The sequence below is a fragment of the Ensifer sp. genome (genome assembly GCF_035999135.1).
Lineage (GTDB): Bacteria > Pseudomonadota > Alphaproteobacteria > Rhizobiales > Rhizobiaceae > Ensifer.
Genome location: NZ_DASYGZ010000142.1, coordinates 1 through 24,545, shown reverse-complemented (window position 1 = coordinate 24,545; position 24,545 = coordinate 1). Strand labels below are relative to the sequence as shown.

Annotated in this window: 18 protein-coding genes; 14 read left to right on the top strand and 4 right to left on the bottom strand. The window is 63.8% G+C overall.

Annotation, left to right across the window (positions count from 1 at the left end; genetic code table 11):
- Positions 1 to 6: 6 nt before the first annotated feature.
- The 3 genes from VGO12_RS17125 to VGO12_RS17115 form a co-directional block, all read right to left on the bottom strand.
- Positions 7 to 5,457 (bottom strand): alpha-2-macroglobulin family protein, encoded by a 5,451-nt coding sequence (locus VGO12_RS17125; protein WP_327513973.1) that lies wholly within the window; start codon positions 5,455 to 5,457, stop codon positions 7 to 9.
- 217 nt (positions 5,458 to 5,674) lie between these two features.
- On the bottom strand, positions 5,675 to 6,340 hold the full coding sequence (locus VGO12_RS17120) for a GntR family transcriptional regulator (protein WP_327513946.1): 666 nt from the start codon (positions 6,338 to 6,340) through the stop codon (positions 5,675 to 5,677).
- A gap of 173 nt (positions 6,341 to 6,513) precedes the next feature.
- Entirely contained in the window at positions 6,514 to 7,233 is a 720-nt protein-coding gene (locus tag VGO12_RS17115; RefSeq protein WP_327513945.1) for a TetR/AcrR family transcriptional regulator, read from the bottom strand.
- 194 nt (positions 7,234 to 7,427) lie between these two features.
- On the opposite strand from VGO12_RS17115, the gene VGO12_RS17110 reads away from it, so the two are divergent.
- Both VGO12_RS17110 and VGO12_RS17105 read left to right on the top strand, forming a co-directional pair.
- Positions 7,428 to 7,916, top strand: coding sequence for a RidA family protein (locus tag VGO12_RS17110; RefSeq protein ID WP_327513944.1), 489 nt, complete (start codon positions 7,428 to 7,430; stop codon positions 7,914 to 7,916).
- Between the two features lie 243 nt (positions 7,917 to 8,159).
- Positions 8,160 to 9,191, top strand: coding sequence for a trans-3-hydroxy-L-proline dehydratase (locus VGO12_RS17105; RefSeq protein WP_327513943.1), 1,032 nt, complete (start codon positions 8,160 to 8,162; stop codon positions 9,189 to 9,191).
- An 88-nt stretch (positions 9,192 to 9,279) separates the two neighbouring features.
- On the opposite strand, the gene VGO12_RS17100 is transcribed toward VGO12_RS17105, so the two are convergent.
- Positions 9,280 to 9,900: a helix-turn-helix domain-containing protein gene (locus VGO12_RS17100; RefSeq protein WP_327513942.1), complete on the bottom strand. Its 621-nt coding sequence runs from the start codon at positions 9,898 to 9,900 to the stop codon at positions 9,280 to 9,282.
- Between the two features lie 227 nt (positions 9,901 to 10,127).
- On the opposite strand from VGO12_RS17100, the gene VGO12_RS17095 reads away from it, so the two are divergent.
- The 12 genes from VGO12_RS17095 (at position 10,128) to VGO12_RS17040 (ending at position 24,479) form a co-directional block, all read left to right on the top strand.
- Positions 10,128 to 11,705 carry an ABC transporter substrate-binding protein gene (locus tag VGO12_RS17095; RefSeq protein ID WP_327513941.1) on the top strand — a complete coding sequence of 526 codons (1,578 nt, stop codon included), beginning with the start codon at positions 10,128 to 10,130 and terminating at the stop codon, positions 11,703 to 11,705.
- 66 nt (positions 11,706 to 11,771) lie between these two features.
- Positions 11,772 to 12,713, top strand: coding sequence for an ABC transporter permease (locus VGO12_RS17090; RefSeq protein ID WP_327513940.1), 942 nt, complete (start codon positions 11,772 to 11,774; stop codon positions 12,711 to 12,713).
- Positions 12,710 to 13,579 carry an ABC transporter permease gene (locus VGO12_RS17085; RefSeq protein WP_327513939.1) on the top strand — a complete coding sequence of 290 codons (870 nt, stop codon included), beginning with the start codon at positions 12,710 to 12,712 and terminating at the stop codon, positions 13,577 to 13,579. The genes VGO12_RS17090 and VGO12_RS17085 overlap by 4 nt, the downstream gene beginning before the upstream one ends.
- Position 13,580: 1 nt before the next feature.
- The gene (locus VGO12_RS17080) at positions 13,581 to 14,594 is read left to right on the top strand and encodes an ABC transporter ATP-binding protein (RefSeq protein ID WP_327513938.1); all 1,014 of its coding nucleotides are present in this window, start codon (positions 13,581 to 13,583) and stop codon (positions 14,592 to 14,594) included.
- 2 nt (positions 14,595 to 14,596) lie between these two features.
- On the top strand, positions 14,597 to 15,604 hold the full coding sequence (locus VGO12_RS17075) for an ABC transporter ATP-binding protein (RefSeq protein WP_414650737.1): 1,008 nt from the start codon (positions 14,597 to 14,599) through the stop codon (positions 15,602 to 15,604).
- A 25-nt stretch (positions 15,605 to 15,629) separates the two neighbouring features.
- The gene (locus VGO12_RS17070; protein WP_327513936.1) at positions 15,630 to 17,432 is read left to right on the top strand and encodes an aminopeptidase P family protein; all 1,803 of its coding nucleotides are present in this window, start codon (positions 15,630 to 15,632) and stop codon (positions 17,430 to 17,432) included.
- Between the two features lie 238 nt (positions 17,433 to 17,670).
- Positions 17,671 to 18,402: a DeoR family transcriptional regulator gene (locus VGO12_RS17065; RefSeq protein WP_327513935.1), complete on the top strand. Its 732-nt coding sequence runs from the start codon at positions 17,671 to 17,673 to the stop codon at positions 18,400 to 18,402.
- 176 nt (positions 18,403 to 18,578) lie between these two features.
- Positions 18,579 to 19,592 carry a deoxyribose-phosphate aldolase gene (gene deoC, locus VGO12_RS17060; RefSeq protein ID WP_327513934.1) on the top strand — a complete coding sequence of 338 codons (1,014 nt, stop codon included), beginning with the start codon at positions 18,579 to 18,581 and terminating at the stop codon, positions 19,590 to 19,592.
- Between the two features lie 5 nt (positions 19,593 to 19,597).
- Entirely contained in the window at positions 19,598 to 21,982 is a 2,385-nt protein-coding gene (locus tag VGO12_RS17055) for an aldehyde dehydrogenase family protein (RefSeq protein ID WP_327513933.1), read from the top strand.
- Between the two features lie 137 nt (positions 21,983 to 22,119).
- Positions 22,120 to 22,572 carry an RbsD/FucU family protein gene (locus VGO12_RS17050; RefSeq protein ID WP_327513932.1) on the top strand — a complete coding sequence of 151 codons (453 nt, stop codon included), beginning with the start codon at positions 22,120 to 22,122 and terminating at the stop codon, positions 22,570 to 22,572.
- A gap of 102 nt (positions 22,573 to 22,674) precedes the next feature.
- Positions 22,675 to 23,607, top strand: coding sequence for a ribokinase (gene rbsK, locus VGO12_RS17045; protein WP_327513931.1), 933 nt, complete (start codon positions 22,675 to 22,677; stop codon positions 23,605 to 23,607).
- On the top strand, positions 23,604 to 24,479 hold the full coding sequence (locus VGO12_RS17040; protein WP_327513930.1) for a sugar ABC transporter permease: 876 nt from the start codon (positions 23,604 to 23,606) through the stop codon (positions 24,477 to 24,479). The genes rbsK and VGO12_RS17040 overlap by 4 nt, the downstream gene beginning before the upstream one ends.
- Positions 24,480 to 24,545: the final 66 nt, after the last annotated feature.

The window sequence follows — 24,545 nt, the reverse complement described above, 5'->3', positions numbered from 1 at the left end:
TCCTGCCTATTGTGCGGCGAGCACCTCCATCCGCCCGGTCGCGGTGCGGGCGGAGAGCTGCGGCCGGTACATGTCCTCGACCGTTGCCGCCGGGTGGTCGTAGACGCCGGGGGTTACGGCGCGCACCACATATGCGAGCGTGACTTCGCGACCGGCGCCTGTGCTGCGATCAAGGGCGGCGACGAAGCGATCGTTGCGGAACTCCGTGTGGGTCGCGGTGATTTCGCCGAGCCATTCGAAGTTGCTGAGCTGGGCGCTGTCGACCAGGCTCGGATTGTCGATCTGGAAGCCGGCCGGGAGAAGATCAGTGACCAGCACGCGCGACGGCCAGTCGTTGGCCTCGGTCATCTTCAGCACGACGACGTAGCGTTCGTTCTGGCGGGCCTCGGTGACGTTGGCTTCCGCGCCGTCGAGCGTGTAGTAGGTGCGCTCGATGGTGAAGCCGTCGCCGCCGGCCGAAAGCGGCTGGGCGGGTGCTGCAACCGTGGTCACGACGGCCGAGACCGGATCGGCACCCTGATTCTGGATCACCACCGGGTGGGTCATCAGCGCGTCGCCGGTCATCTGGGCGGCATAGCTTCCGGTCTTCGATGCGCCGTTGACGTCGAGCGCCATGTCCTCGTCACCGTTCTGGATGGCGCGGGCGGCGAGCAGCATCCAGGCCTGTTCCTGGGTGCTGGTGTAGGTCTTCTGCTCCCATTCGCGCGCGACGATCTTCGACAGTTCCGGCACGATCGGCGGAACCGGCCGGCTTTCGGCGGCAAGCGCCAGCACGGCCGCGTTGTCACGCAGGGACGAACCGTAGTCGGAGCGCGACAGGCTGACATTGATGAGGCCGGTCGACATGTTTGCCGCCTTGGCAAAGGTGTCCTGCGACCCCTGCGCGTCGCCATAAAGCGCAAGGGCTGCGGCGATGTGCGCCTTGGCGAGCGGCGTCGGGAAATCGTCGATCACCGTGTTGGCGTAGTAGCGCAGGTCGTTGATCGCGGCCTTGCGGTTGCGCGCAAGGACATAGAGCCCGTAGGCGATCTCGTTGCCGCGATCCTTGACGTTGCTGTCGTAGCCGACGCCGTTCTGCAGGTTTTCGAGCGCCTGGACCATGGCGGCCTCCGGCACGTCGTACTTCTGCTCGCGTGCACGGGTCAGGAAGTCGGTCACATAGGCGTCGAGCCAGAGGTCACCATAGCCCGGGCCCCAGAGGCCGAAGCTGCCTGAAGACGACTGGTATGAGAGCACCCGATAGATCGCCTCCTGCACGCGCGCCTTCACGCCGTCGTCGTCGGCAAGGCCGGACTGCTTGGCGAGTTCACTCAGATAAAGCAGCGGCAGCGCGCGGCTGGTCGTCTGCTCGGCGCAGCCATAGGGATAGCGATCGAGCGTCATCAACAGCGCCGGCATGTCGAAGGCGGCGGATCGTGTGACGCTGAGATTGACCGAAGCGCCCTGCAGGATGCTGTCGGCGAGCAACTGTCCGTCGACCGTCAGGCTGCTTCCAGGCGCGATCGCGACCACCTGCCGCTCCGTGACGGGCAGGGTCGCCGGCCGCACCAGCAGATCGAGCGACTGTTCGAGTGCTAGCCCGTTGGCACCCGTCAGCGCCACCGTCACCACGCCGTTGCCGGGGTACTGCCCGACGACGGGCAAGGTGATCGAGGAGCGGCCACCCTGTTCGAGCGTCACCGTACTGCCGGTGCCCGGCTGTTCGACCGTGGCGGGGCCACTGGTCGTGACCTGAATCTGGTAATCGCCGGCCGGCGCATCGGTGTTGGCGATGTCGAGCCTCAATGCCGACCGGTCTCCGGGGGCCAGGAACCGCGGCAGGCTGGCGGTGACGACGACCGGGTCGCGGATCACGACGTCCCTTGTGGCGTGGCCGACGCCGGACTTCGTCCAGGCAACGGCCATCAGCCGCGCCGTACCGTTGAACTGCGGAATGTCGAAGCTGACGGTCGCTTTGCCTTCGCCGTCGAGTTTCAGCGGTCCTTCGAAGAAGGCGACCAGCTTTTCCGTGGGCGGGCTTCCCTGCAGCGCCACCTGTCCGCCGTCGCCGCCGGTGCGCAGTTTTCCGGTGGCGCCGAGCGAGCCGTCGATCAGGCGACCGTAGAGATCGCGAATTTCAAGCCCGAGCTGCCGCTGGCCGAAGTACCAGGCCTCCGGATCCGGCATCTCGTAGCGGGTGAGATTGAGAATGCCGACATCGACGGCGGCAACCGTTACATAGGCCTCTTCGTTGGCGCCGGCGCCGGCGACCTGAAGGCTGATGTCGAGGGCTCCACGCGGCTCCATCTTTTCGGGCGCATCGAGCGTGACGGCGAGCTTTCGCTCGGCCGGGTCGACCGCGAGCCATTTGATGCCGATCGAGCGCATCGGCATGCGGCTTTCCTGTGCATCGCCCGGCCGATAGAGCGTGGCGGTGACATAGGCGCCGGCGCCCCAGGCGTCGGTGACGGGCAGATCAACCTCGCCGCCTTCTGCAGCGATCGACGCCGTCTGCGTCGTGATCAGGTTCTCGGTGCCGACGGTGACCAGCAGTTCACCGGCAAAACGCGGCGAAACCTTGAGCTTGGCGGTATCGCCGACCGCATACTTCTCCTTGTCGAGGGCGATCTCAAGACCGTCGGGCGTCTCGGTCGAGGTCGCAGCCACATACCAGCCGGCATCGAACTCCACGCTCGATGTCGGACCGTCGATCGAAGCGGTCTCGACCTCGAGGCGATAACGTCCCCAACCGACCGGAACGGAAATCTCGGCACCGTCTTCCGTCACGTCGACATTGCCGTTTGCGACCTGCTTCGTGGTGACGACCGGCTCGTATTTCCAGGCGCTGCCGTCGCGGTACCAATGGTAGTTCCGCTCGACGCTGATCAGCTTCCACAGCAGTCCCGGCATGGCGAGCTTGCCGCCTTCGGGGTCGACGGCGATGACACGAAATTTGCCAACGGAATTTTCGGCGAGTTCGCCTTCGAATTCCGGCTTGATGCCGATCATCGGGCCCTCGGTGCGCACGGGCAACTTCAAGGAGCGCTCGACGGCGCGGCCGCCGGCCTCGCGCATGCGCACGGTGACGGTGGCGTCGAGCAGCTGCGTGGTTGCGGGCACCTCGTCTATGAGCACGTCGAAGGTCGATTTGCCGTCTTCGTCGAGGGCCGAGAGTTCTTCGAGCGGCAGACGGGTGTCTTCGCTTGCCTCTTCGTCGGCAAGGCCAAAGGAATAGCCCTTGAAGGCCGCATTTTCGCGGGTCGGCTTGATCGTCACTTCGCCTTCGAGCTCCAGACCGGCCGCCGGCGCGCCATAGAGGTAGCGCCCGTCGACCGCCACGCTCGCCGTCTCGTTGACGGCGATTTCCTTGGCGTCGCTGGTGAGGTCGAATTCGGTGCGATCCGGGACGAAGTCGTCGACCAGAAACTGTTTTTCGCCGATCGCCGGGGATTTCGGATCGGTGAAGATCTGCATCGTCCAGGTGCCGCGCATGGCGTTCGCCTGAACATCGAGATCGAGCGTGTGGCCCCCGAGCTTGCCGCCGGCGCTCGTCATGCGGCGATACTCGACGCCGTCCGGCCGCAGGAACACGAAGGTCAGCGGCAGGTTCTCGATCGCCATGCCGTCAACGTCGCGGGCAAGCGCTGCCGCATGCACCGTTTCGCCGGCGCGATAGATGCCGCGCTCGGTCCAGGCGAGGATATCGATGGCGCCGGGTGCGGCGCGGCCGGTGACGCCACGATCGGAGAGATCGAAGCCGGCACGGCTCATGTCGAGGAAGACGTAGTCGTCGTCCCCTTTTTTGGCGGTGATGACGGCCGGCATCAGGCCGGACGTTCCGCGCATCAACCCGGCGGTAAACGTGACGCGACCATCCCCGTCGCTCACCGCCGTGCCGAGGATTTCGTTGTTCTTGGCGACGAGCTGAAATTCGACGCCTTCGATCGGTTGGGCCGTGGCGAGCGAGCGCGCAAAGACGTTGAGGCCGTCGGTGCCGGCATAGGTGGAGATGCCGATATCGGAAACCACGAACCACTGCGTCGCGCGGGCATCCCACTCCTGGCTGAGGCCGGTGGTTGGTGCTGCGGTCATGACATAGACCCCGGGCTTGCGCTCCGGCAGCGCCTCGTCGACCGGGAAGCTGGTGACGACCTCCTTGTTGACGTCGCGCACGATATCGATCGTGCCCTGCCAGACCAGTTCGCCGCTTTCGTCCTCGATGCGCTGGGCGCTGTAGCCGTCGAGCTGGGTCAGAAACTGCGAGTTCTGGAGGACCTGGGCGATGCTGCGGTCGCCGATGCGATAGAGTTTGAGCTTGGCGCTGTCGGTGTTGACCGAAACGATCGGGATGCCGCGACGTGCGGTCGAGGGCAGCACGAAGCTGTCGCCGGTGAAGCGCACCATCTGGGCGCGGTCGGCGACATAGATGTCGAGCGTGACGGGGGCTTCGAGCACTTCGTCAACCGAGGACGGCAGGCCGGTCCGGATTGTCAGCTTGTAGCGTTCGCCGTGCGAAAGACCTTCGACGCAGACCTGGTCGCCCTTGGCTTCAAGCGCCTTCGGTGCGGCACCGTTGACGGTGACGAAGGAAGCGTAATCGGCGCCGCTTTTCAACAGCTGCTCGGAAAACTGAACGCAGGCGCGCGGGCTTGCCGCGTCGGAATCGATCGTGTGCTCGACGACCCGGAAACCCTTGCGCTGCTTGAGATCGAGATAGGCGGCTTCGACGGATTTCGCCTTCACCAGCTCAAGGCTCGCCTTGTAGGCATCGAGGGCTGCGCGAAAATTCTCGGCGCCTTCGAGCGATTTAGCGAGGACCGAAAGCGCATGCGCGCGGCTTTCGGTGGTGCGGGTGAGTTCATAGCCGTTGATCGCGGCGATCGCCGCCTGGATCGATACGGACGAGTTGTTGGTGATGCGGTTCGCCGTGCGCGCCGCTTCGAGCCAGAGCTCGGCATCTTCGGGATTGATCGCCAGGGCGCCCTGGAAGGCCTTCAGCGCATTCTCGATATTGCCCATGCCGGCCTGGCCGCGGGCCATCTCGATCAGCGTGTTGACGCCCATTCCCTGCTGGTCGTCGGCAAGCGTCAGGTTAGACTTGGTGTTGCGGGCGTCCTGCAGCAGCTGGTCGGAAAGGAACTTCAGCCGTGGCGGCGCGCCGATGTCGGCTGCCTGGAGCTCTGGCTGCACGACCTTGCCGGCGATGGCGCCGGGGAAGGAGTTCAGCTGGTTATAGTCGGACTTGAGGAAGCACCACTTCACCTTGGGATTGTAGGTGAAGGCGCGGCAGGCCTGGTCGCCGATGCAGGCCTGCTGGCACTGGTCGAGCGAGACGTTCTGCTCGGTCCGCAGATCGAAGCCGAAATAGTCACCATCCTTGGTGATCTCGATCTGGCGACCGCTCTCCTGCGCAACGACCGGGCTACCGGCGACGAAAAGCGACAAAAGGAGGGTGGAAAGGCCGAAAAACGCGCGCACAGACATCAAGTCCTCCCAACGCTGCCGGTCTCGATAAGAGCTTTCACTTTTCAGGCATCCGCCGCACTTGTCAACCAAGGAGAGGTCAAGGCACGCCGCAATTTCGGCGAGTGCGAAGCTTTGGAAAGCTTGAAGATCGGTCTCTAGTGAAAAACGATAAAACGGTATTTAAATCAAATTATTATGACGGCGAGGCGTCGAGGCGCCAAGGTTGCTGTCAGCCTCTCTGGTCCCGCAGGAAAACGATCAGCGAGCGGCCTGCGTCAAGGACGTGGTCCCGCGTCAGAGCGCTCGCGTGGTCGCCGTCGCGGGCAATGCAGGCATCGAGTATCGCCTTGTGTTCACGCCGCGCACGGGCAATGCCTGACGTCAGTGTCAGCTGTGCCCTGAGGTAGCGGTCGATGCGATCCAGCGAGGCGCGAACGATCTGCAGGTAGTAGGGGCGGCGTGCCGCTTCATAGAGGCTGTAGTGGAAGTTGCGGTTGATTTCGCCCCAGCGATCGGCGTTGTCCTCCTGCTCGAATTCCTCGCAATGGCGGCGCGCAAGATCCAGCGTGCGGCGATCGAGATTGGGGACGGCGAGGCGGATGACCTCCGCTTCGATCAGCGCGCGGAATTCGAAGATCTCCTCGATTTCTTCGATCGACAGGCCCGCGACGACCGCGCCCTTGTAGCGTTCGGTGGTGATCAGGCCGTGCTGCTCGAGACGGGAAAGGGCTTCGCGCACCGGGATGCGGCTGGTGTTGAACATCTGGGCGATGTGGTCCTGACGCAGGTTCTCGCCCTCGGCAAGATCACCCTCGATGATTGCCTTGCGCAGCGCCTCATAGACGATATCGGCGGCTGAGGCGGCTTGCCTGACATCGACGGCGTCGAGCTTCATCCTGTTCAAACCCTGTTGGCCATGCCGGCTGGCCTGGCGATGTCTTTACGTGTTGGCACGGTCGGCAAAGGTCATAGGTCCAATCGTCGGATCGGGCAACAGCGCCCGCGCTCGAAAGCTGAAGACTGTGCCTGACGGCCATTGGTGGAGCTGAAACGTGTCCGCAGTTGCCTTCATCCCTCGGTCATCGCGGGGGTCTGCTTTGACGACAGGCCGTCGATCAGGAAATCGAGGCCCTTCCTGAATGCGCCGTCCCAGTCGCTGTCCATGAGCAGCCCCGTACGCCCGATCGTCGGGTAGCGTTCGCCAAGCTCGGCCAGGCGCTGCTGGGCTGCTGCCATATCCTCGTGCGAAAGCTCGAAGCTCGCGCGGGTCACGGTTGCGCCGATCACGTAATTCCAGCACGACCAGATCGACACGTTCAGGTCCGTCTCGGCGACGCCGGCTCCCGATAAGCTCCGGCTCAGCAGTTCGAGGCGAGCAAGCATGTTGGGGCCCAGTGCCCTGCGCGGCAGCAAGGATGCCGACCAGGGATGCCGCAGCATGCAGGCGCGCCAGTCCTCGAGCAGGTGGACAAGCTCCTCTCGCCAGTCCCCAGGCACGGCCGTGTCCTGCGGCGGGCGATATTCGAGCACCGCGTCGAGCGCCAGATCGAAGACTTCCTCCTTGTTGCCGACATGCCAATAGAGGCTCATCGCGCCCGAGCCGAGACGATTGGCGAGCTGACGCATCTTCAAGCCCTCGATGCCCTCGGTGTCCAGCAGATCGACCGCGGTCGACACGATCCGCTCCAGCGAGAGAGACGGCTCGCCGCGCGGCTTCGGTGCGGACTTTGCGTGTGCGCCCGTCGCCTGTTGCCGCTTGTTGGCAGCATCATCTCTCTTGCCTGCCATCCGTCTTCCTTGCCGCGTGCGCTGCCGATTTCGGCCGACAATGCGACAAATATCGACTCGGAGCAATTGACTCGTACGCTGTACGATGCAAATTAATCGTACAGCGTACGAGACTTCATTCGAGCGGCCGAATGAAATCTCGTACGCGCCACTGGGCGCTCCATGGCCGCACGTGCCGGAGCCAGGAGGACAACATGTCACGCATTTACAGGCATCTGCTCATCGGAGGGCTATTGATCATGACCACGGGTGTTCCCACACAAGCCACTGCAACGGAAACCGGACAGAGGCTGACGATCGTCAACCCCAAAAATCTCTACGATCCGACGCCGAACGGCTACAGCACCGCGGTGATCGTGCCGGCGGGCGCGAGGATCGCCTACATTTCCGGCCAGGGCGGCCAGGACGCAAGAGGTGGCCTATCGCCCGATTTCGCTGTCCAGGTCGAGCAGGCCTATGCAAACCTTCGCGCCGCCCTCGATGGCCTCGGCGCAAGGCCGGATCAGGTCGCCAAGCTGACGATCTACGTGGTCGCTCACGATATGGGCAAACTCGAAATCCTGACCCGCAACGTCAAGGCGATGTTCGGCACGACGCTGCCGGCCCAGACGCTCGTTCCTGTTCCGAAGCTGGCGATCGACCCTATGCTCTTCGAAGTCGAGGCCGTGGTCATGCTTGAGTAGCGGACAATTTTCGCCCGCCCTTGCCGACATTGCCGCTCGTTCTGGCTTGCATCACCTCCAGCGGACAGCCGCCCGGACATTTTTGATCGGGCAGATTGTATATTGGATCCAATTTTTCTATGAGTCATCTTGCCGGGTGGGCGTGGTCGCGCCATCGTCCTGAGCGAGTGTGGGAGAAAGCCGATGCGCGACGCACCGGTGGGTCCCGGGTGGCGGCTGTCACCATCATGGAAGGAGAAGGGCATGCGCAGCAACAAGATCGTCCACATCGTTTCCTGCCACGCGGAAGGGGAGGTCGGCGACGTCATCGTCGGTGGCGTGGCACCGCCGCCGGGCGCGACCCTCTGGGAGCAGCGCCGATTCATTGCAGAAGACCAGACGCTGCGCAATTTCGTGCTCAACGAGCCGCGCGGTGGTGTCTTCCGCCACATCAACCTGCTGGTGCCGCCGAAGGATCCGCGGGCGACGATGGGGTTCATCATCATGGAGCCCGAGGACACGCCGCCGATGTCCGGCTCGAACTCGATCTGCGTTTCGACCGTGCTGCTCGACAGCGGCATCGTGCCGATGCAGGAGCCCGAAACGCGCATGGTGCTTGAAGCGCCGGGCGGGCTCGTCAACGTCGTCGCCCAGTGCCGCAATGGCAAGGCCGAGCGCATCACGGTGACCAACGTTCCGTCCTTCGCCGACAAGCTCGATGCCAAGCTCGAAGTCGAAGGCCTGGGCACGTTGACTGTCGACACCGCCTATGGCGGCGACAGCTTCGTCATCACCGACGCCCGCGCTCTCGGTTTTTCGGTGACACCGGACGAGGCGCGCGAGCTTGCCGAAACCGGTATCAAGATCACCCGCGCCGCCAATGAGCAGCTCGGTTTCACCCATCCGGAAAACCCGGAATGGGCTCACATCTCCTTCTGCCAGCTGACGCTGCCGGTCGAGGAGAAGGACGGCATCCTTCACGGTCGCAACACCGTCGTCATCCAGCCGGCGAAGCTCGACCGTTCGCCAACCGGCACCGGCTGCTCGGCGCGCATGGCGGTGCTGCATGCGCGCGGCATCATGAAGGTCGGCCAGCGCTTCAGCGGCCATTCGATCATCGACTCGACGTTTGATTGCCGCATCGCCGGTGAAACGACGGTCGGTGGCCGTCCGGCGATCGTGCCGGAAATCTCCGGTCGCGCCTGGATCACTGGTACCCACCAGCTGATGCTCGATCCGGCCGATCCGTGGCCGGCCGGTTACCGACTCGCCGATACCTGGCCGCGCAAGCAGTAGTCGCTCAGACGGGCGCCCCCCATCGTGGGCGGTGCCCCGTCAGATCAGGCAAAGCGTTGCGCGCGCACCTTACGGCCCGCGCAACCGTTCAATCTTCCTTGATGATCCGGGTGGTTCCGACCCAGAGCTCCCGCGCCGGGCCGGCGCCGACATTGCGGGCGCGATGCGGCAGGGAGGCGGGGAAGTGCAGCGTGTCGCCGGCCTTCAGCAGGTATTCCTTGCCGTCGATCTCGTAGAGCATCTCGCCGTCGATCAGGTAGAGGAAATCCTCGCCGTCGTGGCTGGTGAGTTCCGATGCGTAGCCTGCCGGCATGTGCGTGATGCAGCCGTTCAGTGAAGCGCCCGGGAAGCCGCGTTCTATCAGTTCGTAGACGCGCTCCTTCGTTTCGACATTGTAGCCTGGGCGCGCGCCTGCATGCGACACCATCGAATGGCCGTGCTGGGGCGGCTGCGAGAGGAAGGTGTCGACGCTGGTGCCGAGCGCGTTGGCGACATTGTAGAGCGAGATCAGCGAGGGTGTGGAAATGCCGCGCTCGATCTGGCTGATAAAGCCTTCCGTCAGCCCGGCCTCGCGCGCCACGTCCTTCATGGTCTTGCCGATTTCCTTGCGGCGGGCACGTAGCATCTGGCCGAGCGAGGCGGTGGTCGGGGCATCGGGACGGGAGGCGCCGCCGGCTGTTCCCGGCGCCTCTTCGATCTTCAGGGGCATGACTTTCTTTCCACTTGACTCACGTCTATCGATGTACTTTAGTCGGACTAAAGTTGGTTCGGCAAGCGATCAGATCGAATGCCGGCCTTCTTGAAAAGGGGAACGACAAAAACGTCTTCGCGGCAATCCGTCGGCGTCCAAAAACACTAAGAAAAATTGGATCCAATATCCAAATGAACGCGTTGGGCGCGCGATCGATGCCGGCTGCGGCAAAAAGGAGGAGTGAGATGAAACGTATATTGCCAATCATGCTCGGGGCGACGCTTGGCTTGCTTGCGGCCACCTCGGCGTTTGCGATCGAGCGCGGCGGCGCGATGACATTCGCGCGCTATGACGATTCGACCGTCATCGATCCGGTTTACGCCGACCGCAATCCTGATCTCTGGATGGTGAACGGCCTCTACGAGACGCTGTTGCGCAACGGGCCTGATGGGTCGATCGTGCCAGGTCTCGCCGAGGGATATGACGTCTCTGCGGATGGCAAGACCATCACGCTGACGCTCAGAAGCGGTCTGAAGTTCTCCGACGGTTCGAACCTCACCGGCGCCGACGTCGTCTTCTCGCTCGACCGTGCCCGCGATGCCAGTCTCGGCCCCTGGGCCGGCCTGCTCGGTGCGGTCGATAAGGTGACTGTCGACGGCAGCAAGGTCACTGTCTCTCTCAAGAATCCCGATCCCACGATCATTTCGATCCTTGCGACGTTCAACACCGGCATCATGCCGAAGGCCGCCTTCGAGAAGGCAGCCGGCGCGACGGACCAGGAAAAGGCCAGGGCTTTCTTTGCGGGCGGCCCGGTGACATCAGGTCCCTTCGTTATGAAGAGCCATGTCCAGGGCTCGAGCATGAGCTTCGAGCGCAACCCGAATTACTGGCGCCAGGGCGAAGACGGCAAGCCGCTGCCCTATCTCGACCGGGTGGAGTTCCTCGTCATCCCCGACGATGCCACCCGAATTCTCAAGCTGCAGGCCGGCGAAGTCGATGCGGCCGAGTTCATTCCCTTTGCCCGCGTTGGCGAGCTCGGCGCCGACCCAAACCTGAAGATGGAGCTTTTCCCATCGACACGCATCGTCTACGCGCCGATCAACACCCGTGAGGCCAAGAAGGACGGTGCGAAGAACCCGCTTGCCGACGTCAAGGTGCGCCAGGCGCTGAACTATGCGACCGACAAGAACGTCCTGATCAAGCTCGTCACCTTCGACACCGGCAAGCCGATGACCTCGCTGATGTCGGCGGCAACGCAACTGCATTACGGGCCGGAACCGCTCTACCCCTATGATCCGGAAAAGGCCAAGCAGTTGCTTGCCGACGCCGGCCTCAGCAGCGGCTTCGAGGTGAAGCTCACGACGCTTGCCGGCAGTGCCGACGATGCGACGCTGTTTACCGCCCTGCAGCAGATGTGGGCGCCGCTTGGCGTCAACCTCAAGGTCGAGCAGGTCGACAACCCGACGCGCGGCGAAAAGAACCGTTCCGGCGACTTCGACATCCATACCTACGGCTGGGCGAACGACGTCAACGATCCGGCGCAGGTGACCGGCTGGCTCGGCTACTACAAGCAGCGCCAGGCGGTCGGCACCGGCTGGAACAACCAGGAATTCAACACGCTGTTCGAAGCCTCCAACGTCGAGACCGATCCGGCCAAGCGCAAGGACGAGTACAAGCGCATGCAGGAGATCTATGCCGCGGATGCGCCGCTGCTCTTCCTGTTCGAAACGCCCTTTGCCGTCGCCGTGTCCAAGTCGATCGAAGGCTACGTGCAGACGCCGCTCGGCGCCAACGACTTCTCTGAAGCATGGCGCGCCGACTGATAACGCAACGCTTCCCGTATGTCTGGCGGTGCGAGCCTCCAGGCATACGGGGTGAAGGTTGGATCCATGCCCTCACTTTCCTATCTCGTGGCGCGGCTTTTGCAGATCATCCCGACATTCCTGTTGGTGATGGTCTTCATCTTCCTGCTCGTGCGCCTGTTGCCGGGCGATCCGGCCATCGCCATGGCCGAAGCCAAGGCAACCGATGCGCAGCTGGAACAAATCCGGCAGAACCTCGGCCTCGACCAGCCGCTGCCGGTACAGTTTCTTGTCTTTGTGAAGAACACGCTGACAGGCGATCTCGGTCGTTCGATCATGCTGAAGGCGCCGGTGACCGAGATCATCCTCGCCCGTCTGCCGACGACGATCTTCCTGGCGCTCTATTCCGTCGTGCTCGCCGTGATCCTTGCCGGGCCGCTGGCGTTCCTCGCGGCCGCCAGGGTCAACAGCCCCGTCGATGTCGCCATTCGCAGCGTGTTCCAGGTGGGGCTTTCCATGCCCGTCTTCTACATCGGGCTTCTGCTTCTGACGGTGCTTGCGGCGCAGTTGCGCTGGTTTCCGGTCGGCGGTTACGGCAAGACCTTCTTCGCCAATCTCTACCACCTGATCCTGCCGGCGCTGAGCGTCGCGCTCTATACGTCGGCGATCATCCTGCGCAATCTCCGGGCCTCGCTGATCGAGGTGCTCGACGCCGATTATGTGCAGTTCGCCCGTGCCAAGGGGTTGTCACCGCGCATCATCATGACCCGGCATGTCCTCAGAAACGCGCTGGTTTCGACGGTGACGCTGCTGGGCCTGTCGATCGGCAACCTGATGAGCGGGACGCTGGTGACCGAAACGGTCTTTGCCATTCCGGGCGTCGGCCGGCTGATGCTGGAAGCGATCTTTGCCCGCGACTATCCGCTGATCCAGGGGCTGACGCTGACCTTTGCCGTACTCGTCTCCGTCGTCTTTCTCCTGACGGATGTCGTTCAATCCTGGCTCGACCCGAGGCTTCGCCAATCATGAGCGCCGTCATCCCATCCCGTTCGCGCAGTAAGGGGCGGCTTGCCGCATTCCTCGTCCGCGCTTTCGCCCGCCCGTCCTTCGCCGTGGGGATCGCCATTCTCGGGCTGTCGCTGGCGCTTGCGCTCTTTCCTCAGGTGTTCGCCCCTTACGATCCGCTCGCCTTCGACCTGCAGGCGATGCAGCAGGGACCGAGCCTTGCACATCCCTTCGGCACCGACAATTTCGGCCGCGACGTGCTGTCGCGGGTCATCTGGGCCTATCGCGTTGACATGCAGATGGCCTTCTTCGCGACGATCTTCGCGCTTTTGATCGGGCTCGCGGTCGGCGCCTTCGTCGGCTATTACGGCGGCATCGCCGACGTGATCTTCGGCCGCTGCGTCGACGCCATCATCACCTTTCCCTTTCTGGTTCTGGTGATTGCCATCGTCGCGGTGCTCGGGCCGGGCCTCGTCAACATGTATGTGGCGATCACCGCCGTGAACTGGGTCTATTACGCCCGGCTGACGCGCGCCGAAATCATGGCGCAGAAGGCCAACGACTATGCCGCGGCCGGCCGGGTGCTCGGCTATTCCGATCGGCGCATCATCTTCCGCCATTTGCTGCCGAACGCGCTCTCGCCGATCATCGTCTACTGGATGACCGACATGGCGCTCGCCATCCTGCTCGGCTCCTCCCTCGGTTATCTCGGCCTTGGCGCTCAACCGCCCGCTGCCGAATGGGGCGTGCTGATCGCCGAAGGCCGCAACTTCCTGATGACCGCCTGGTGGATGAGCCTGATGCCCGGCATCGCCATCGTCTTGACCGGGCTCGGCTTCAGCCTCGTCGGCGACGCGCTGGCCGACCTGCTTCGACCGAAGGGGCGCTGAGATGAGAGCACATCAAAAGCCAGTCGTTCTCGACGTCAGAAACCTGCGCACCGAATTCGGTCCGCGCGAACGGCCGCTGGTCGCCGTCGACGACGTGTCGTTCCAGGTCGGGCAGGGCGAAATTCTCGGGCTCGTCGGCGAGTCCGGATCGGGCAAAAGCATCACGCTGCGTTCGATCCTCGGCATTGTCCGTCCGCGGGGGCGCGTCGCCGGTGAAATCCTCTGGAACGGCCGGGACCTTGTGCCGCTCTCCGAGCCGCAACTCCGTCGGATCCGTGGTCGTGAGATCGCGATGATCTTCCAGGAGCCGATGTCGTCGCTTAATCCGCTGTTGACGGTCGGATTGCAGATCCAGGAAAATCTCGTGGCGCATACGGATCTCGATGCAAGGCAGAGAAAAGCCCGCGCGATCGAGCTTCTGGACCTGGTCGGCATTCCCGCGGCGCGCAATCGTCTTGATGATTTCCCGCACGAATTTTCCGGCGGCATGCGGCAGCGGGTGATGATCGCCATCGCGCTTGCCTCCAATCCGAGACTGCTTTTGGCGGACGAGCCGACGACGGCACTCGACGTCACCATCCAGGACCAGATCCTCAGGCTGATCCAGTCGCTGAGCCGCGATCTCGGCATGGCGGTAATCCTCGTCACCCACGACATGGGCGTCGTCGCCGAAACGTGCAACCGGGTGGCCGTGATGTATGGCGGTCGTCTCTGCGAGGTCGGCTCGACGGCGGATGTGATCGCCGATGCGCGCCATCCCTATTCGCTGGGCCTGCTGCGCTCGATCCCGCGTGACGTGCCGCCGCGCACGCCGCTTTACTCGATCCCGGGCGCCCCGCCGGCCTTGAACGCGCTTCCATCAGGCTGCGCCTTCAGCGCCCGCTGTCCGGTGGCCGGCGCCGAATGTCCGGACGTTCGCCCTCGCCTTGAGGCGGTCGGCGGGTTGCGCCAGGTCGCCTGTCACTATCTTGGCGACGCCCAAACACACTTCAGACCACGGGAGGCGGCACAATGACCATGCCCGTTTCAGCGAGCACGTCACCCTTGCTTTCGCTTCGCGCACTTTCGATGCGCTTCGAAAAGCGGCGCTCGCTCTCCGATGCGCTCGCCCGACGCCCGCTTCAGGTCGTCTCGGCAGTCAACGGTGTTGACCTCGACGTCATGCCCGGCGAGACGCTTGGGATCGTCGGGGAATCCGGCTGCGGCAAGTCTACGCTCGCACGGCTGATCGCCGGGCTGCATCGACCGACATCCGGCGACATCCTGTTCGAGGGCGAAGGTGTCGTCGGGCTCAAGGGCGCGCGGCGGCGCGCCTATAACAGGCGGGTCCAGATGATGTTTCAGGACCCCTATACCTCGCTCAATCCGCGCATGACCGTGCGCGATACGCTGCGGGAGGCGATATCGGTGCACAGGATGCGCGAGGGGGCGGCGATCGACCGACGGGTCGACGAACTGCTGGACCTCGTCAGGCTGCCGGAGGGTGCTGCCGACAAGTACCCACACGAATTCTCGGGCGGTCAGCGCCAGCGGATCGGCATCGCCCGGGCGCTGTCGCTGGAGCCGACCTGTCTTGTTGCCGACGAACTGGTCTCCGCCCTCGACGTCTCGGTGCAGGCGCAGGTGGTCAACCTGCTGATCGAGCTTCAGGACGAATTGGGTCTGACCGTGCTGTTCGTGGCCCATGATCTGCGCCTCGTGCGTCACGTTTCGCACCGGGTCGCCGTCATCTATCTCGGCGCGATCGTCGAGATCGGTCCGTCCGAGGCGCTGTTTTCAAAGCCGATGCATCCCTATTCCAAGGGCTTGCTCGCAGCGGCGCCTTCGCTCGATCCCGGCGCCAGGCGCCGTGCCCCGGCGCTGTCCGGCGAATTGCCGAGCCCGCTCGCCATTCCGACGGGCTGTCCCTTCCACGTGCGCTGCCCGCACGCAACCGAGCTCTGCCGCCGCGAAAAGCCGGCGCTGCGCCCGGTTGGATCGGGCATGACCGCCTGCCATTTCGCCGAGACGATCGGCGACGCCTGAAGCACCACTCGATAGGAAAGACATCATGGATACGAGAGCGAGGCCGGATATCTCCGGCCGGATCGGCGCGCTGCGCCGCAAGCTTGCCGAAACCGGGCTCGATGGCTACGTCGTGCCGCGTTTCGACGAACACCAGGGCGAATATTGCGCGCCGCATGATAACCGGCTGGCCTTCGTTACCGGTTTCACAGGCTCGGCGGGCGTCGCGATCGTCATGCGCGATCGCGCGGCCATCTTCGTCGACGGCCGCTATCAGGTGCAGGTGCGCGACGAGGTGGATCTTGGGACCTTCACCATCGAACATTTCTATGACGCACCGCTGAAGACGTGGCTGAGGCACAACCTGCGCAAGGGCGAACGTGTCGGCTTCAATGCCATGCTGTTGCCCTCGACCTGGGACGCCGACTGCGGTCGTCCGGTCGCAGAGGCGGGCGGCGTCTGGACCGCTGTCGACGGCGATCTCGTCGATGCGATCTGGACCGACCAGCCGGAAAAACCGCTTGGCAAGATCACGGCTTTTCCGGTCACCTACTCCGGCGAAAGCGTTGCCGACAAGAAGCGGCGCATAGCCGACATGCTGGAGGCAGAGGGCGCCGACCTTCTGATCGAGGCCCAGCCGGACAATATCGCCTGGTTCCTCAACGTCCGCGGCCGCGATGTCGCCTTCAATCCGATGCCGCAGTCCTTCCTGATCGTCGATCGTTCCGGGCGGACCGAATGGCTTGTCGATCATCGCAAGCTGCCGAACGACCTTTCGGATTTCGAACTCGACGATGTGGCAATCGCCCAGCCGCGGCAATTGCTCGAGCGCGTGAGGGCAATGGCCGGCGGCCGCACGGCTCTGATCGACCCCGGCTTCGCCCCGTCCGCGACGGCTCATGCAACGCGGGCCGCCGGCGGGACCGTGCAACTGGCGCGAAGCCCGATCACGCTCGCCAAGATGCACAAGAACGAGACCGAGCTTGCCGGTTTCCGCGAGTGTCATCGCTTAGACGGCGCAGCCTGGATCCGTTTCTTCGCCTGGCTCGAACGGAACGCCGCGGAACGGGATGCCAGCGGCAAAGCGGTGAGCGAACTTGAGGCGGAGGACCGCATTCTCGCCTACCGGCAGATGGACGAGAGCTTCGTCGAACCGAGCTTCCGCTCGATCTCGGCAGCCGACGGTCACGCGGCGATGTGCCACTACGCGGCGACGAAGGAGACCAGCGCGCCGATCAGGAGGGGCGGGGTCTATCTGCTCGACAGCGGTGGGCAATATCTGACCGGCACCACCGATGCGACCCGGACGACCGCGATCGGCCCCGTCGGCGACGAGGTCCGGCGCGCCTATACGGCCGTACTCAAGGGGCTGATTTCGATGGTGACGCTGAAATTCCCCAAGGGCACCTTCGGCCATCAGCTCGATGCTTTCGCCCGCCGTCCGCTCTGGGACCTCGGGCTCGACTACGATCACGGCACCGGTCACGGCGTCGGCCATTTCCTCTCGGTCCATGAGCAGCCGCAACGCTTCGATCGCCGCGTCAACGAGATCGAACTCACGCCGGGCATGGTGACGACGATCGAGCCGGGCTATTACAAGGCCGGCGCCTACGGCATTCGCATCGAGAACCAGGTCGAGGTGGTCGACGATGGCGATGGCTTCTTCAGCTTTCGCAGCTTGACGCTGGTTCCGATCGACATGCGCCTGGCCGATGTCGATCTGCTGACGCACGCTGAACGGCAATGGGTCGACACCTATCACCGGCGCGTTGTGGAGGAGGCGGAAGGCCTGCTCGACACCGAAAGCCTGGCCTGGCTGGCGGAGCGGACGGCGCCCGTCGCAGGCTGACGCCGTTTCGGTTTCCGGGTCGTTGCACCAAGTTCAGTCATTCATTGGGGCGGCGGGCAAGATTGCCCGCCGTTTCGATTTTTCTGTGCCACTGATCGCCAATTCCCGTTGGCTGCTTTTCAAGCAATGTGAGTCCCCTTGCTTGCTGACGCAATTTTGTGATAAATTTCACAAATGCTGTTCGATGCCGCATTCGCGGGCAGAGGTCAGCAAATCTGGTCCGAAGACGGAAGAAATCATGGTCAGCCGTAAGATATCCCGCATCATCCAGCTCGCCGACGCGCTTTCCGGGCGTAGGGTGCTGCATCTGCGCGATGCCGCTGCCCTGCTTGGTGTTTCGGAAATGACCATTCGCCGCGATGTCGCCGACAATCCCGGCCAGTTCGCCTTTCTCGGCGGGCATATCGTGCCGGCCGGCGAGATCGAGCCGGATGCGCCCTATGAGCTGGCGCGCGAAGCCGACAGCCATGCGGCCGCCAAGCGCGACGCCTGCGTTCATGCGGCCCGCCACATTCGTCCGGACGAGACGATCTTCATCGATTGCGGCACCACGCTGGAATATCTCGTCGACCTTATCCCGGAAAATTATTCAATCACTGCAGTATGTTATTCGCTGAACGTCGCAGAGAAGCTGACCCACAGGCCCAATGTCCGGATCGTCATGCTGGGGGGCGTCTATCACCCCTCATCGGCGTCCTTCTCCGGCAATTCCGGGCTGGAGACGCTCGATTCGCTCGGCATCAACGTTGCGTTCCTGTCGGCGGCCGGTGTCGATCCCGGCCGCGGCGCCACCTGTGTGCATTTCCATGAGGTGTCGGTGAAGCAGAAGGTCATCTCGCTTGCCCGCGAAAGCCACCTCGTCATCGACATGAGCAAGATCGGCAAGCTGAAGCCGGCATTCTTTGCGCCGCTTCACGTGTTTCGCTCCGTCATTACGGAAGAGGGCGAGACCCTGGTGCCTGCGCAGTAATTGCCGGCCTGCCAAAAATATTACAAAATCGTCAAATTCCCGGCACTTCGCTTGACACCTCAAAACTTTGATGGAATAGTCACAAAAAATCGGTAGAAAAATAACAAAATTGATCTCCACGGCCGCCTGCTTGGGTGTAATGTTGTGCCGTGACAGGGAGTTCAAGGAGTCATCGCTTGAAAGACCTTGCTGTGAAGACTGGCGCGCCGAAGGCTGCGCATTCGCCCGCGGCGGGCCACAACTTGCCGCGCAACAACGGTATCGATCTCGATCTTGGCTGGGTGCTGGACCAGCGCGTCAATCTGTCCGCCGCCGAGCGGCGCGTGGCGACGCTTCCCGGTCGTCGGACAGTCAAGAAAGACGCGCAAGCCGCCTGGCTGCTGAAGGCTGTGACGTGCATCGATCTGACGACGCTGAACGGCGACGATACGACCGAGCGCGTCAAGCGCCTCTGCGCCAAGGCTCGCCAGCCGGTTCGCCAGGACCTGCTCGAGGCGATCGGCATGGGCAGTCGCGGTATCACCACCGGCGCTGTCTGCGTCTATCACCGTTTCGTTTCCACCGCCGTCGAGGCGCTCGACGGTTCCGGCATTCCGGTTGCGGCCGTCTCCACCGGTTTTCCCGCCGGCCTCATTCCGCATGACGTGAAGCTGCGCGAGATCGAAGCTTCGGTCGCAGATGGCGCCAAGGAAATCGACATCGTCATCACCCGTGAGCATGTGCTCACCGGCAACTGGCAGGCGCTCTATGACGAGATGCGTGATTTCCGCGCCGCCTGCGGCGACGCCCATGTGAAGGCCATTCTTGCGACCGGCGACCTGAAGACGCTGCGCAACGTCGCCCGCGCGTCGCTGGTCTGCATGATGGCCGGTGCCGACTTCATCAAGACCTCGACCGGCAAGGAAGGCGTCAACGCCACGCTGCTGGTGACGCTCGTGATGCTGCGCATGATCCGCGCCTATCAGGAACAGACCGGCCTCAAGGTCGGCTACAAGCCCGCCGGCGGCATCTCGGCGGCCAAGGATATCCTCAACTACCAGTTCCTGATGAAGGACGAGCTGGGCCGCGAATGGCTCGAGCCGGATCTCTTCCGTATCGGCGCATCGAGCCTGCTCGCCGACATCGAGCGTCAGCTCGAGCATCACGTGACCGGCGCCTACTCGGCCCTCAACCGACACCCGATTGGATGATCCCGATGACTGTCGCAAGGTATTTTGACGAAATGTCCTATGGCCCAGCCCCCGAAGCCGACACGGAAGCCCGCAAGTGGCTCGCCCGTCACAAGGGCGAATTCGGCCACTTCATCAACGGCGCCTTCGTCGCCTCCGCCTCGGGCAAGACCTTCGAGACGAAGGAGCCGGCAACCGACAAGCTGCTTGCAAAGATCGCGCTCGGCGGCGCCAAGGACGTCGACGATGCGGTTGCCGCTGCCCGCAAGGCGCAAGCCGCCTGGGCCAAGCTGCCGGGTCATGCCCGTGCCCGTCATCTTTATGCGCTCGCCCGCATGATCCAGCGCCATGCGCGCCTGATTGCCGTGGTCGAGGCCCTCGACAACGGCAAGCCGATCCGCGAAACGCGCGACATCGACGTGCCGCTTGCTGCCCGCCATTTCTATCACCATGCCGGCTGGGCGCAGCTGCAGGAAACCGAGTTTGCCGATCAGGTGCCGGTTGGCGTCGTTGGCCAGGTCATTCCTTGGAACTTCCCGTTCCTGATGCTCGCCTGGAAAGTCGCACCGGCGCTGGCGCTCGGCAACACCGTCATCCTGAAGCCGGCCGAATTCACGCCGCTGACGGCGCTGCTCTTTGCCGAGCTTGCGTCCGCCGCCGGTCTGCCGGCAGGCGTGCTCAACGTCGTGACGGGTGAGGGCGATACCGGCGCCCTGATCGTCGAGCATTCCGATATCGACAAGATCGCCTTTACCGGCTCGACCGAGGTCGGTCGCCTCATCCGCGAGCGCACGGCCGGCACCGGCAAGTCGCTGACGCTGGAGCTCGGCGGCAAGTCGCCTTTCATCGTCTTTGACGACGCCGATATCGATGGCGCTGTCGAAGGCGTGGTCGATGCCATCTGGTTCAACCAGGGCCAGGTCTGCTGCGCCGGCTCACGCATCCTGGTGCAGGAAGGTGTTGCACCGCTGTTTTACGAGCGGCTGAAGCGCCGCATGCAGACGCTGCGCGTCGGCCATCCACTCGACAAGGCGATCGACATGGCCGCCATCGTCGCCCCGGTGCAGTTGCAGCGGATCGAAGCCCTCGTCGCCAAGGGCGTCGCCGAAGGTGCTGCCCTGCACCAGCCGAAGATCGAGCTGCCGAAGGGCGGCAGCTTCTATCCGCCGACTCTTTTGACCGGGGTGCAGCCGACCTCGATCGTCGCAACCGAAGAGATCTTCGGCCCCGTCGCCGTGTCCATGACCTTCCGCACCCCGGAAGAGGCCATCCAGCTTGCCAACCACACCCGCTACGGCCTTGCCGCCAGCGTCTGGAGCGAGACCATCGGCCTGGCGCTGCACGTCGCGGCCAAGCTTGCCGCCGGCGTCGTCTGGGTCAACGCCACCAATCTCTTCGACGCGTCCGCCGGATTCGGCGGCAAGCGCGAGTCCGGTTTCGGCCGCGAGGGTGGCCGCGAGGGCTGCTATGAATATCTGAAGCCGAGGGCTTGGCTCGGCCGCAAGCTACGCGCGGCCGTTGCCGAGCCGATGCTTAAGCCGGTCGCCGGCGATTTCGCCCTGCCATCGGTCGATCGCACCGCCAAGCTTTTCATCGGCGGCAAGCAGGCGCGGCCTGATGGCAACTATAACCGCAACGTGCTTTCGCCCAAGGGCAAGGTGCTCGGCGAGGTCGGCGAGGGCAACCGCAAGGACATCCGCAACGCCGTCGTCGCGGCTCAAGCTGCCTCGGGCTGGTCTTCGGCAACGACCCACAACCGCGCCCAGATCCTCTACTACATCGCCGAGAACGTCAGCGGCCGCGCCGAGGAATTCGCCGACCGTATCTCGGCGATGACCGGGGCTTCAGCGGCCGCTGCCAAGGCTGAGGTCGAGGCCTCGATCGCGCGCCTCTTCACCTACGGTGCCTGGGCAGACAAATACGAAGGCGCCGTGCATCAGCCGCCGCTTCGCGGTGTTTCGCTCGCCATGCCCGAGGCAATCGGCGTCGTCGGCGTCATCTGCCCGCCGGAGGCACCGCTTCTCGGCATGATCAGCCTCGTTGCGCCATTGATCGCCACTGGCAACCGTGTCGTCGTCGTCCCGAGCGAGCCGCATCCGCTCGCAGCCACCGACTTCTACTCGGTTCTCGAAACATCGGACGTTCCGGCCGGCGTCGTCAACATCGTCACCGGCTCGGCGATCGATCTGGCAAAGACGCTGGCAAGCCACAACGACGTCGATGCGGTCTGGGCATTCGGTACACAGGAGCTGTCGACGCAGGTCGAGATGCTCTCGTCCGGCAACCTGAAGCGCACCTTTGTCGACTACGGCAAGGCGACGAACTGGCTCGATCGCGATGCCGCGGAAGGCCCCGCCTATCTGCGCCGTGCGACCGACGTCAAGAACATCTGGATCCCCTACGGCGAGTAAGGGATCCGCAAGGCGCGGGGCGGGGGGAGCCGGCTCGCGCGATGGACGTGTAGACAGTTGGGGAGACGCGTTCGCCAGAAAGGCCAGCGCATTGGGCGTTGTCGATGGCAATCGGCACCCGTCTGGAGGAGGACTGCATGCTGAAAAATATCGACCCCGCGCTTAATGCAGACGTGCTGCATGCCCTCAGATCGATGGGCCACGGCGACACGCTGGTCATTTCCGATACCAATTTTCCCTCAGATGCCATTGCCCGCAAGACGACGCTCGGCACGCTGTTGCGGATCGATAACGTGTCGGCCGCGCGCGCCGTCGAGGCGGTGCTGTCCGTATTACCGCTCGACACGCCGTTGCAGCCTTCGGCAGGTCGCATGGAGGTGATGGGCGCGCCCGATGAGGTCCTGCCGGTGCAGCAGGAAGTCCAGGCCGCGATCGATCGCGCCGAGGGCAAGTCGGCGCCGATGTACGGCATCGAACGCTTCAAGTTCTACGAAGAAGCCAAGAAAGCCTACTGCGTCATCACCACGGGTGAGGCGCGCTTTTATGGCTGCTTCCTGTTCACCAAGGGCGTGATTCCGCCCAGGACCTGAGAGACATGCCTGCGCGGTCGCCGCGCAGGGCCAGACATGAAATCGCGAGAGATTGCCTGGGCACGCCGTTTCCTTGCGGTGCGGTCGCAGGGGGAGGCTTGAATGAAGACTGGTGTTTCCATCCTTGGCATTTTCGTCGCCGACACGGCCTATCTGGCGCGGCGCTTGCCGGTCGTCGGCGAGACGATTACCGGCAGCGGGTTCTCGGTCGGGCCTGGCGGCAAGGGCTCGAACCAGGCGGTTGCCTGCGCGCGGGCAGGCAGCTCGGTCTCCTTCATCTCCAAGCTTGGCCGCGACACGTTTGGCGAGATGGCGCTGCGCACCTATGCCGAAGCTGGCGTGACGCCGAAGATCGTCGAGATGGACGATCTGCCGACAGGTGCGGCCTTCATCTACGTGAACGATCAGAACGGTGAGAATGCCATCATCGTCTACCCGGGTGCCGCCGGCTCCATCGGTGTCGACGATGTCGAGGCCGCGCGCGAGACGATCGAGGGCTCGCGAATCTTCGTTACCCAGCTGGAACAGCCGGTCGCCGCAGCCCAACGCGCGCTCGAGATCGCCCATGCAGCCGGTGTCATCACGGTCTTCAATCCGGCGCCGGCGGAACCTTTTCCGGATGCGATCTACCCGCTCTGCGACTACCTCGTGCCGAACGAAACCGAAGCGGCAGCAATCGTCGGCTTTTCGCTGTCGACACAGGACGATGTTCGTCGCGCCGGCGACGCGCTGTTGAGGAAGGGTGCAAAGACGGCCCTGATCACGCTCGGCGAACGCGGCGTGCTTTACCATAACCACGAGCAGTCGGTGCTGGTGCCTGCAATCGCCAGCGGTCCGGTGATCGACACGACAGGTGCCGGCGACGCCTTCGTCGGTGGGTTCTCTGCGGCGCTGGCGCGGGACCTTTCACCTGTTGATGCGGTGCGCTTCGGCTGCGCCACGGCCGGCATTGCCGTGACCCGGCGAGGCACCGCGCCCGCCATGCCGACACTCGCCGAGATCGAGGCGCTGCTTGCAAGAGGTCCGGCCGCATGACGCGCAACGACCCGATCAAGCACTTCTTCATCTGGCCGGCGCTGCTGATCGTGCTTCTGATCTCGATCTTCCCGCTGGTCTATTCGCTGACGACGAGCTTCATGAGCATGCGGCTCGTGCCGCCGACGCCAGCCCGCTTCGTCGGCTTCGGCAACTACATCGACCTCCTGCAAAACCCACGCTTCTGGCATGTGGCGGGCACGACGACGCTGATCGCCTTCATTTCCGTCGGTCTGCAATATGTCATCGGCCTCTCGGTGGCGCTGGCGCTGAATTCGCGGGTGCCGGGGGAAGGCATCTTTCGCGTCAGCTTCCTGTTGCCGATGCTGGTCGCGCCGGTTGCCGTCGCGTTGATCGCACGCCAGGTGCTCAATCCGACAATGGGGCCGCTCAATGAGCTGATGACGGCGATTGGGTTGCCCAATCTGCCGTTCCTCACCCAGACGAGCTGGGCGCTCGGCTCGATCATCGCAGTCGAGGTCTGGCAGTGGACGCCTTTCGTCATCCTGATGATGCTCGCCGGCCTGCAGACGCTGCCTGACGACGTCTACGAGGCGGCGGCGCTCGAAAACGCCACGCCTTGGCAGCAGTTCCGCGACATCACCTTCCCGATGCTGTTGCCGATCTCGGTTGCCGTCGTCTTCATCCGGCTGATCGAGAGCTACAAGATCATCGATACGGTCTTCGTCATGACGGGCGGCGGGCCGGGGATCTCGACCGAGACGCTGACGCTGTTCGCCTATCAGGAAGGCTTCAAGAAGTTCAACCTCGGTTACACTTCGGCGCTTTCCTTCCTCTTCCTGATCGTCATCACCGTCATCGGCCTCGTCTATCTCGCCATCCTCAAGCCCTATCTGGAGAAGCACAAATGAGCGTGCGCACTCTCAAGGGAAAAGGGCGCTGGCTGGCGCTCGGCGGCTGCCTCATCTGGCTCGCCA

Excerpts from the sequence above, each read along its gene's own strand:
- VGO12_RS17120 (WP_327513946.1), bottom strand. The coding sequence starts at position 6,340 with ATGAAGCTCGACGCCGTCGATGTCAGGCAAGCCGCCTCAGCCGCCGAT.
- VGO12_RS17115 (WP_327513945.1), bottom strand. The coding sequence starts at position 7,233 with ATGGCAGGCAAGAGAGATGATGCTGCCAACAAGCGGCAACAGGCGACG.
- VGO12_RS17110 (WP_327513944.1), top strand. The coding sequence starts at position 7,428 with ATGTCACGCATTTACAGGCATCTGCTCATCGGAGGGCTATTGATCATG.
- VGO12_RS17105 (WP_327513943.1), top strand. The coding sequence starts at position 8,160 with ATGCGCAGCAACAAGATCGTCCACATCGTTTCCTGCCACGCGGAAGGG.
- VGO12_RS17100 (WP_327513942.1), bottom strand. The coding sequence starts at position 9,900 with ATGCCCCTGAAGATCGAAGAGGCGCCGGGAACAGCCGGCGGCGCCTCC.
- VGO12_RS17095 (WP_327513941.1), top strand. The coding sequence starts at position 10,128 with ATGAAACGTATATTGCCAATCATGCTCGGGGCGACGCTTGGCTTGCTT.
- VGO12_RS17090 (WP_327513940.1), top strand. The coding sequence starts at position 11,772 with ATGCCCTCACTTTCCTATCTCGTGGCGCGGCTTTTGCAGATCATCCCG.
- VGO12_RS17085 (WP_327513939.1), top strand. The coding sequence starts at position 12,710 with ATGAGCGCCGTCATCCCATCCCGTTCGCGCAGTAAGGGGCGGCTTGCC.
- VGO12_RS17080 (WP_327513938.1), top strand. The coding sequence starts at position 13,581 with ATGAGAGCACATCAAAAGCCAGTCGTTCTCGACGTCAGAAACCTGCGC.
- VGO12_RS17075 (WP_414650737.1), top strand. The coding sequence starts at position 14,597 with ATGCCCGTTTCAGCGAGCACGTCACCCTTGCTTTCGCTTCGCGCACTT.
- VGO12_RS17070 (WP_327513936.1), top strand. The coding sequence starts at position 15,630 with ATGGATACGAGAGCGAGGCCGGATATCTCCGGCCGGATCGGCGCGCTG.
- VGO12_RS17065 (WP_327513935.1), top strand. The coding sequence starts at position 17,671 with ATGGTCAGCCGTAAGATATCCCGCATCATCCAGCTCGCCGACGCGCTT.
- VGO12_RS17055 (WP_327513933.1), top strand. The coding sequence starts at position 19,598 with ATGACTGTCGCAAGGTATTTTGACGAAATGTCCTATGGCCCAGCCCCC.
- VGO12_RS17050 (WP_327513932.1), top strand. The coding sequence starts at position 22,120 with ATGCTGAAAAATATCGACCCCGCGCTTAATGCAGACGTGCTGCATGCC.
- rbsK (WP_327513931.1), top strand. The coding sequence starts at position 22,675 with ATGAAGACTGGTGTTTCCATCCTTGGCATTTTCGTCGCCGACACGGCC.
- VGO12_RS17040 (WP_327513930.1), top strand. The coding sequence starts at position 23,604 with ATGACGCGCAACGACCCGATCAAGCACTTCTTCATCTGGCCGGCGCTG.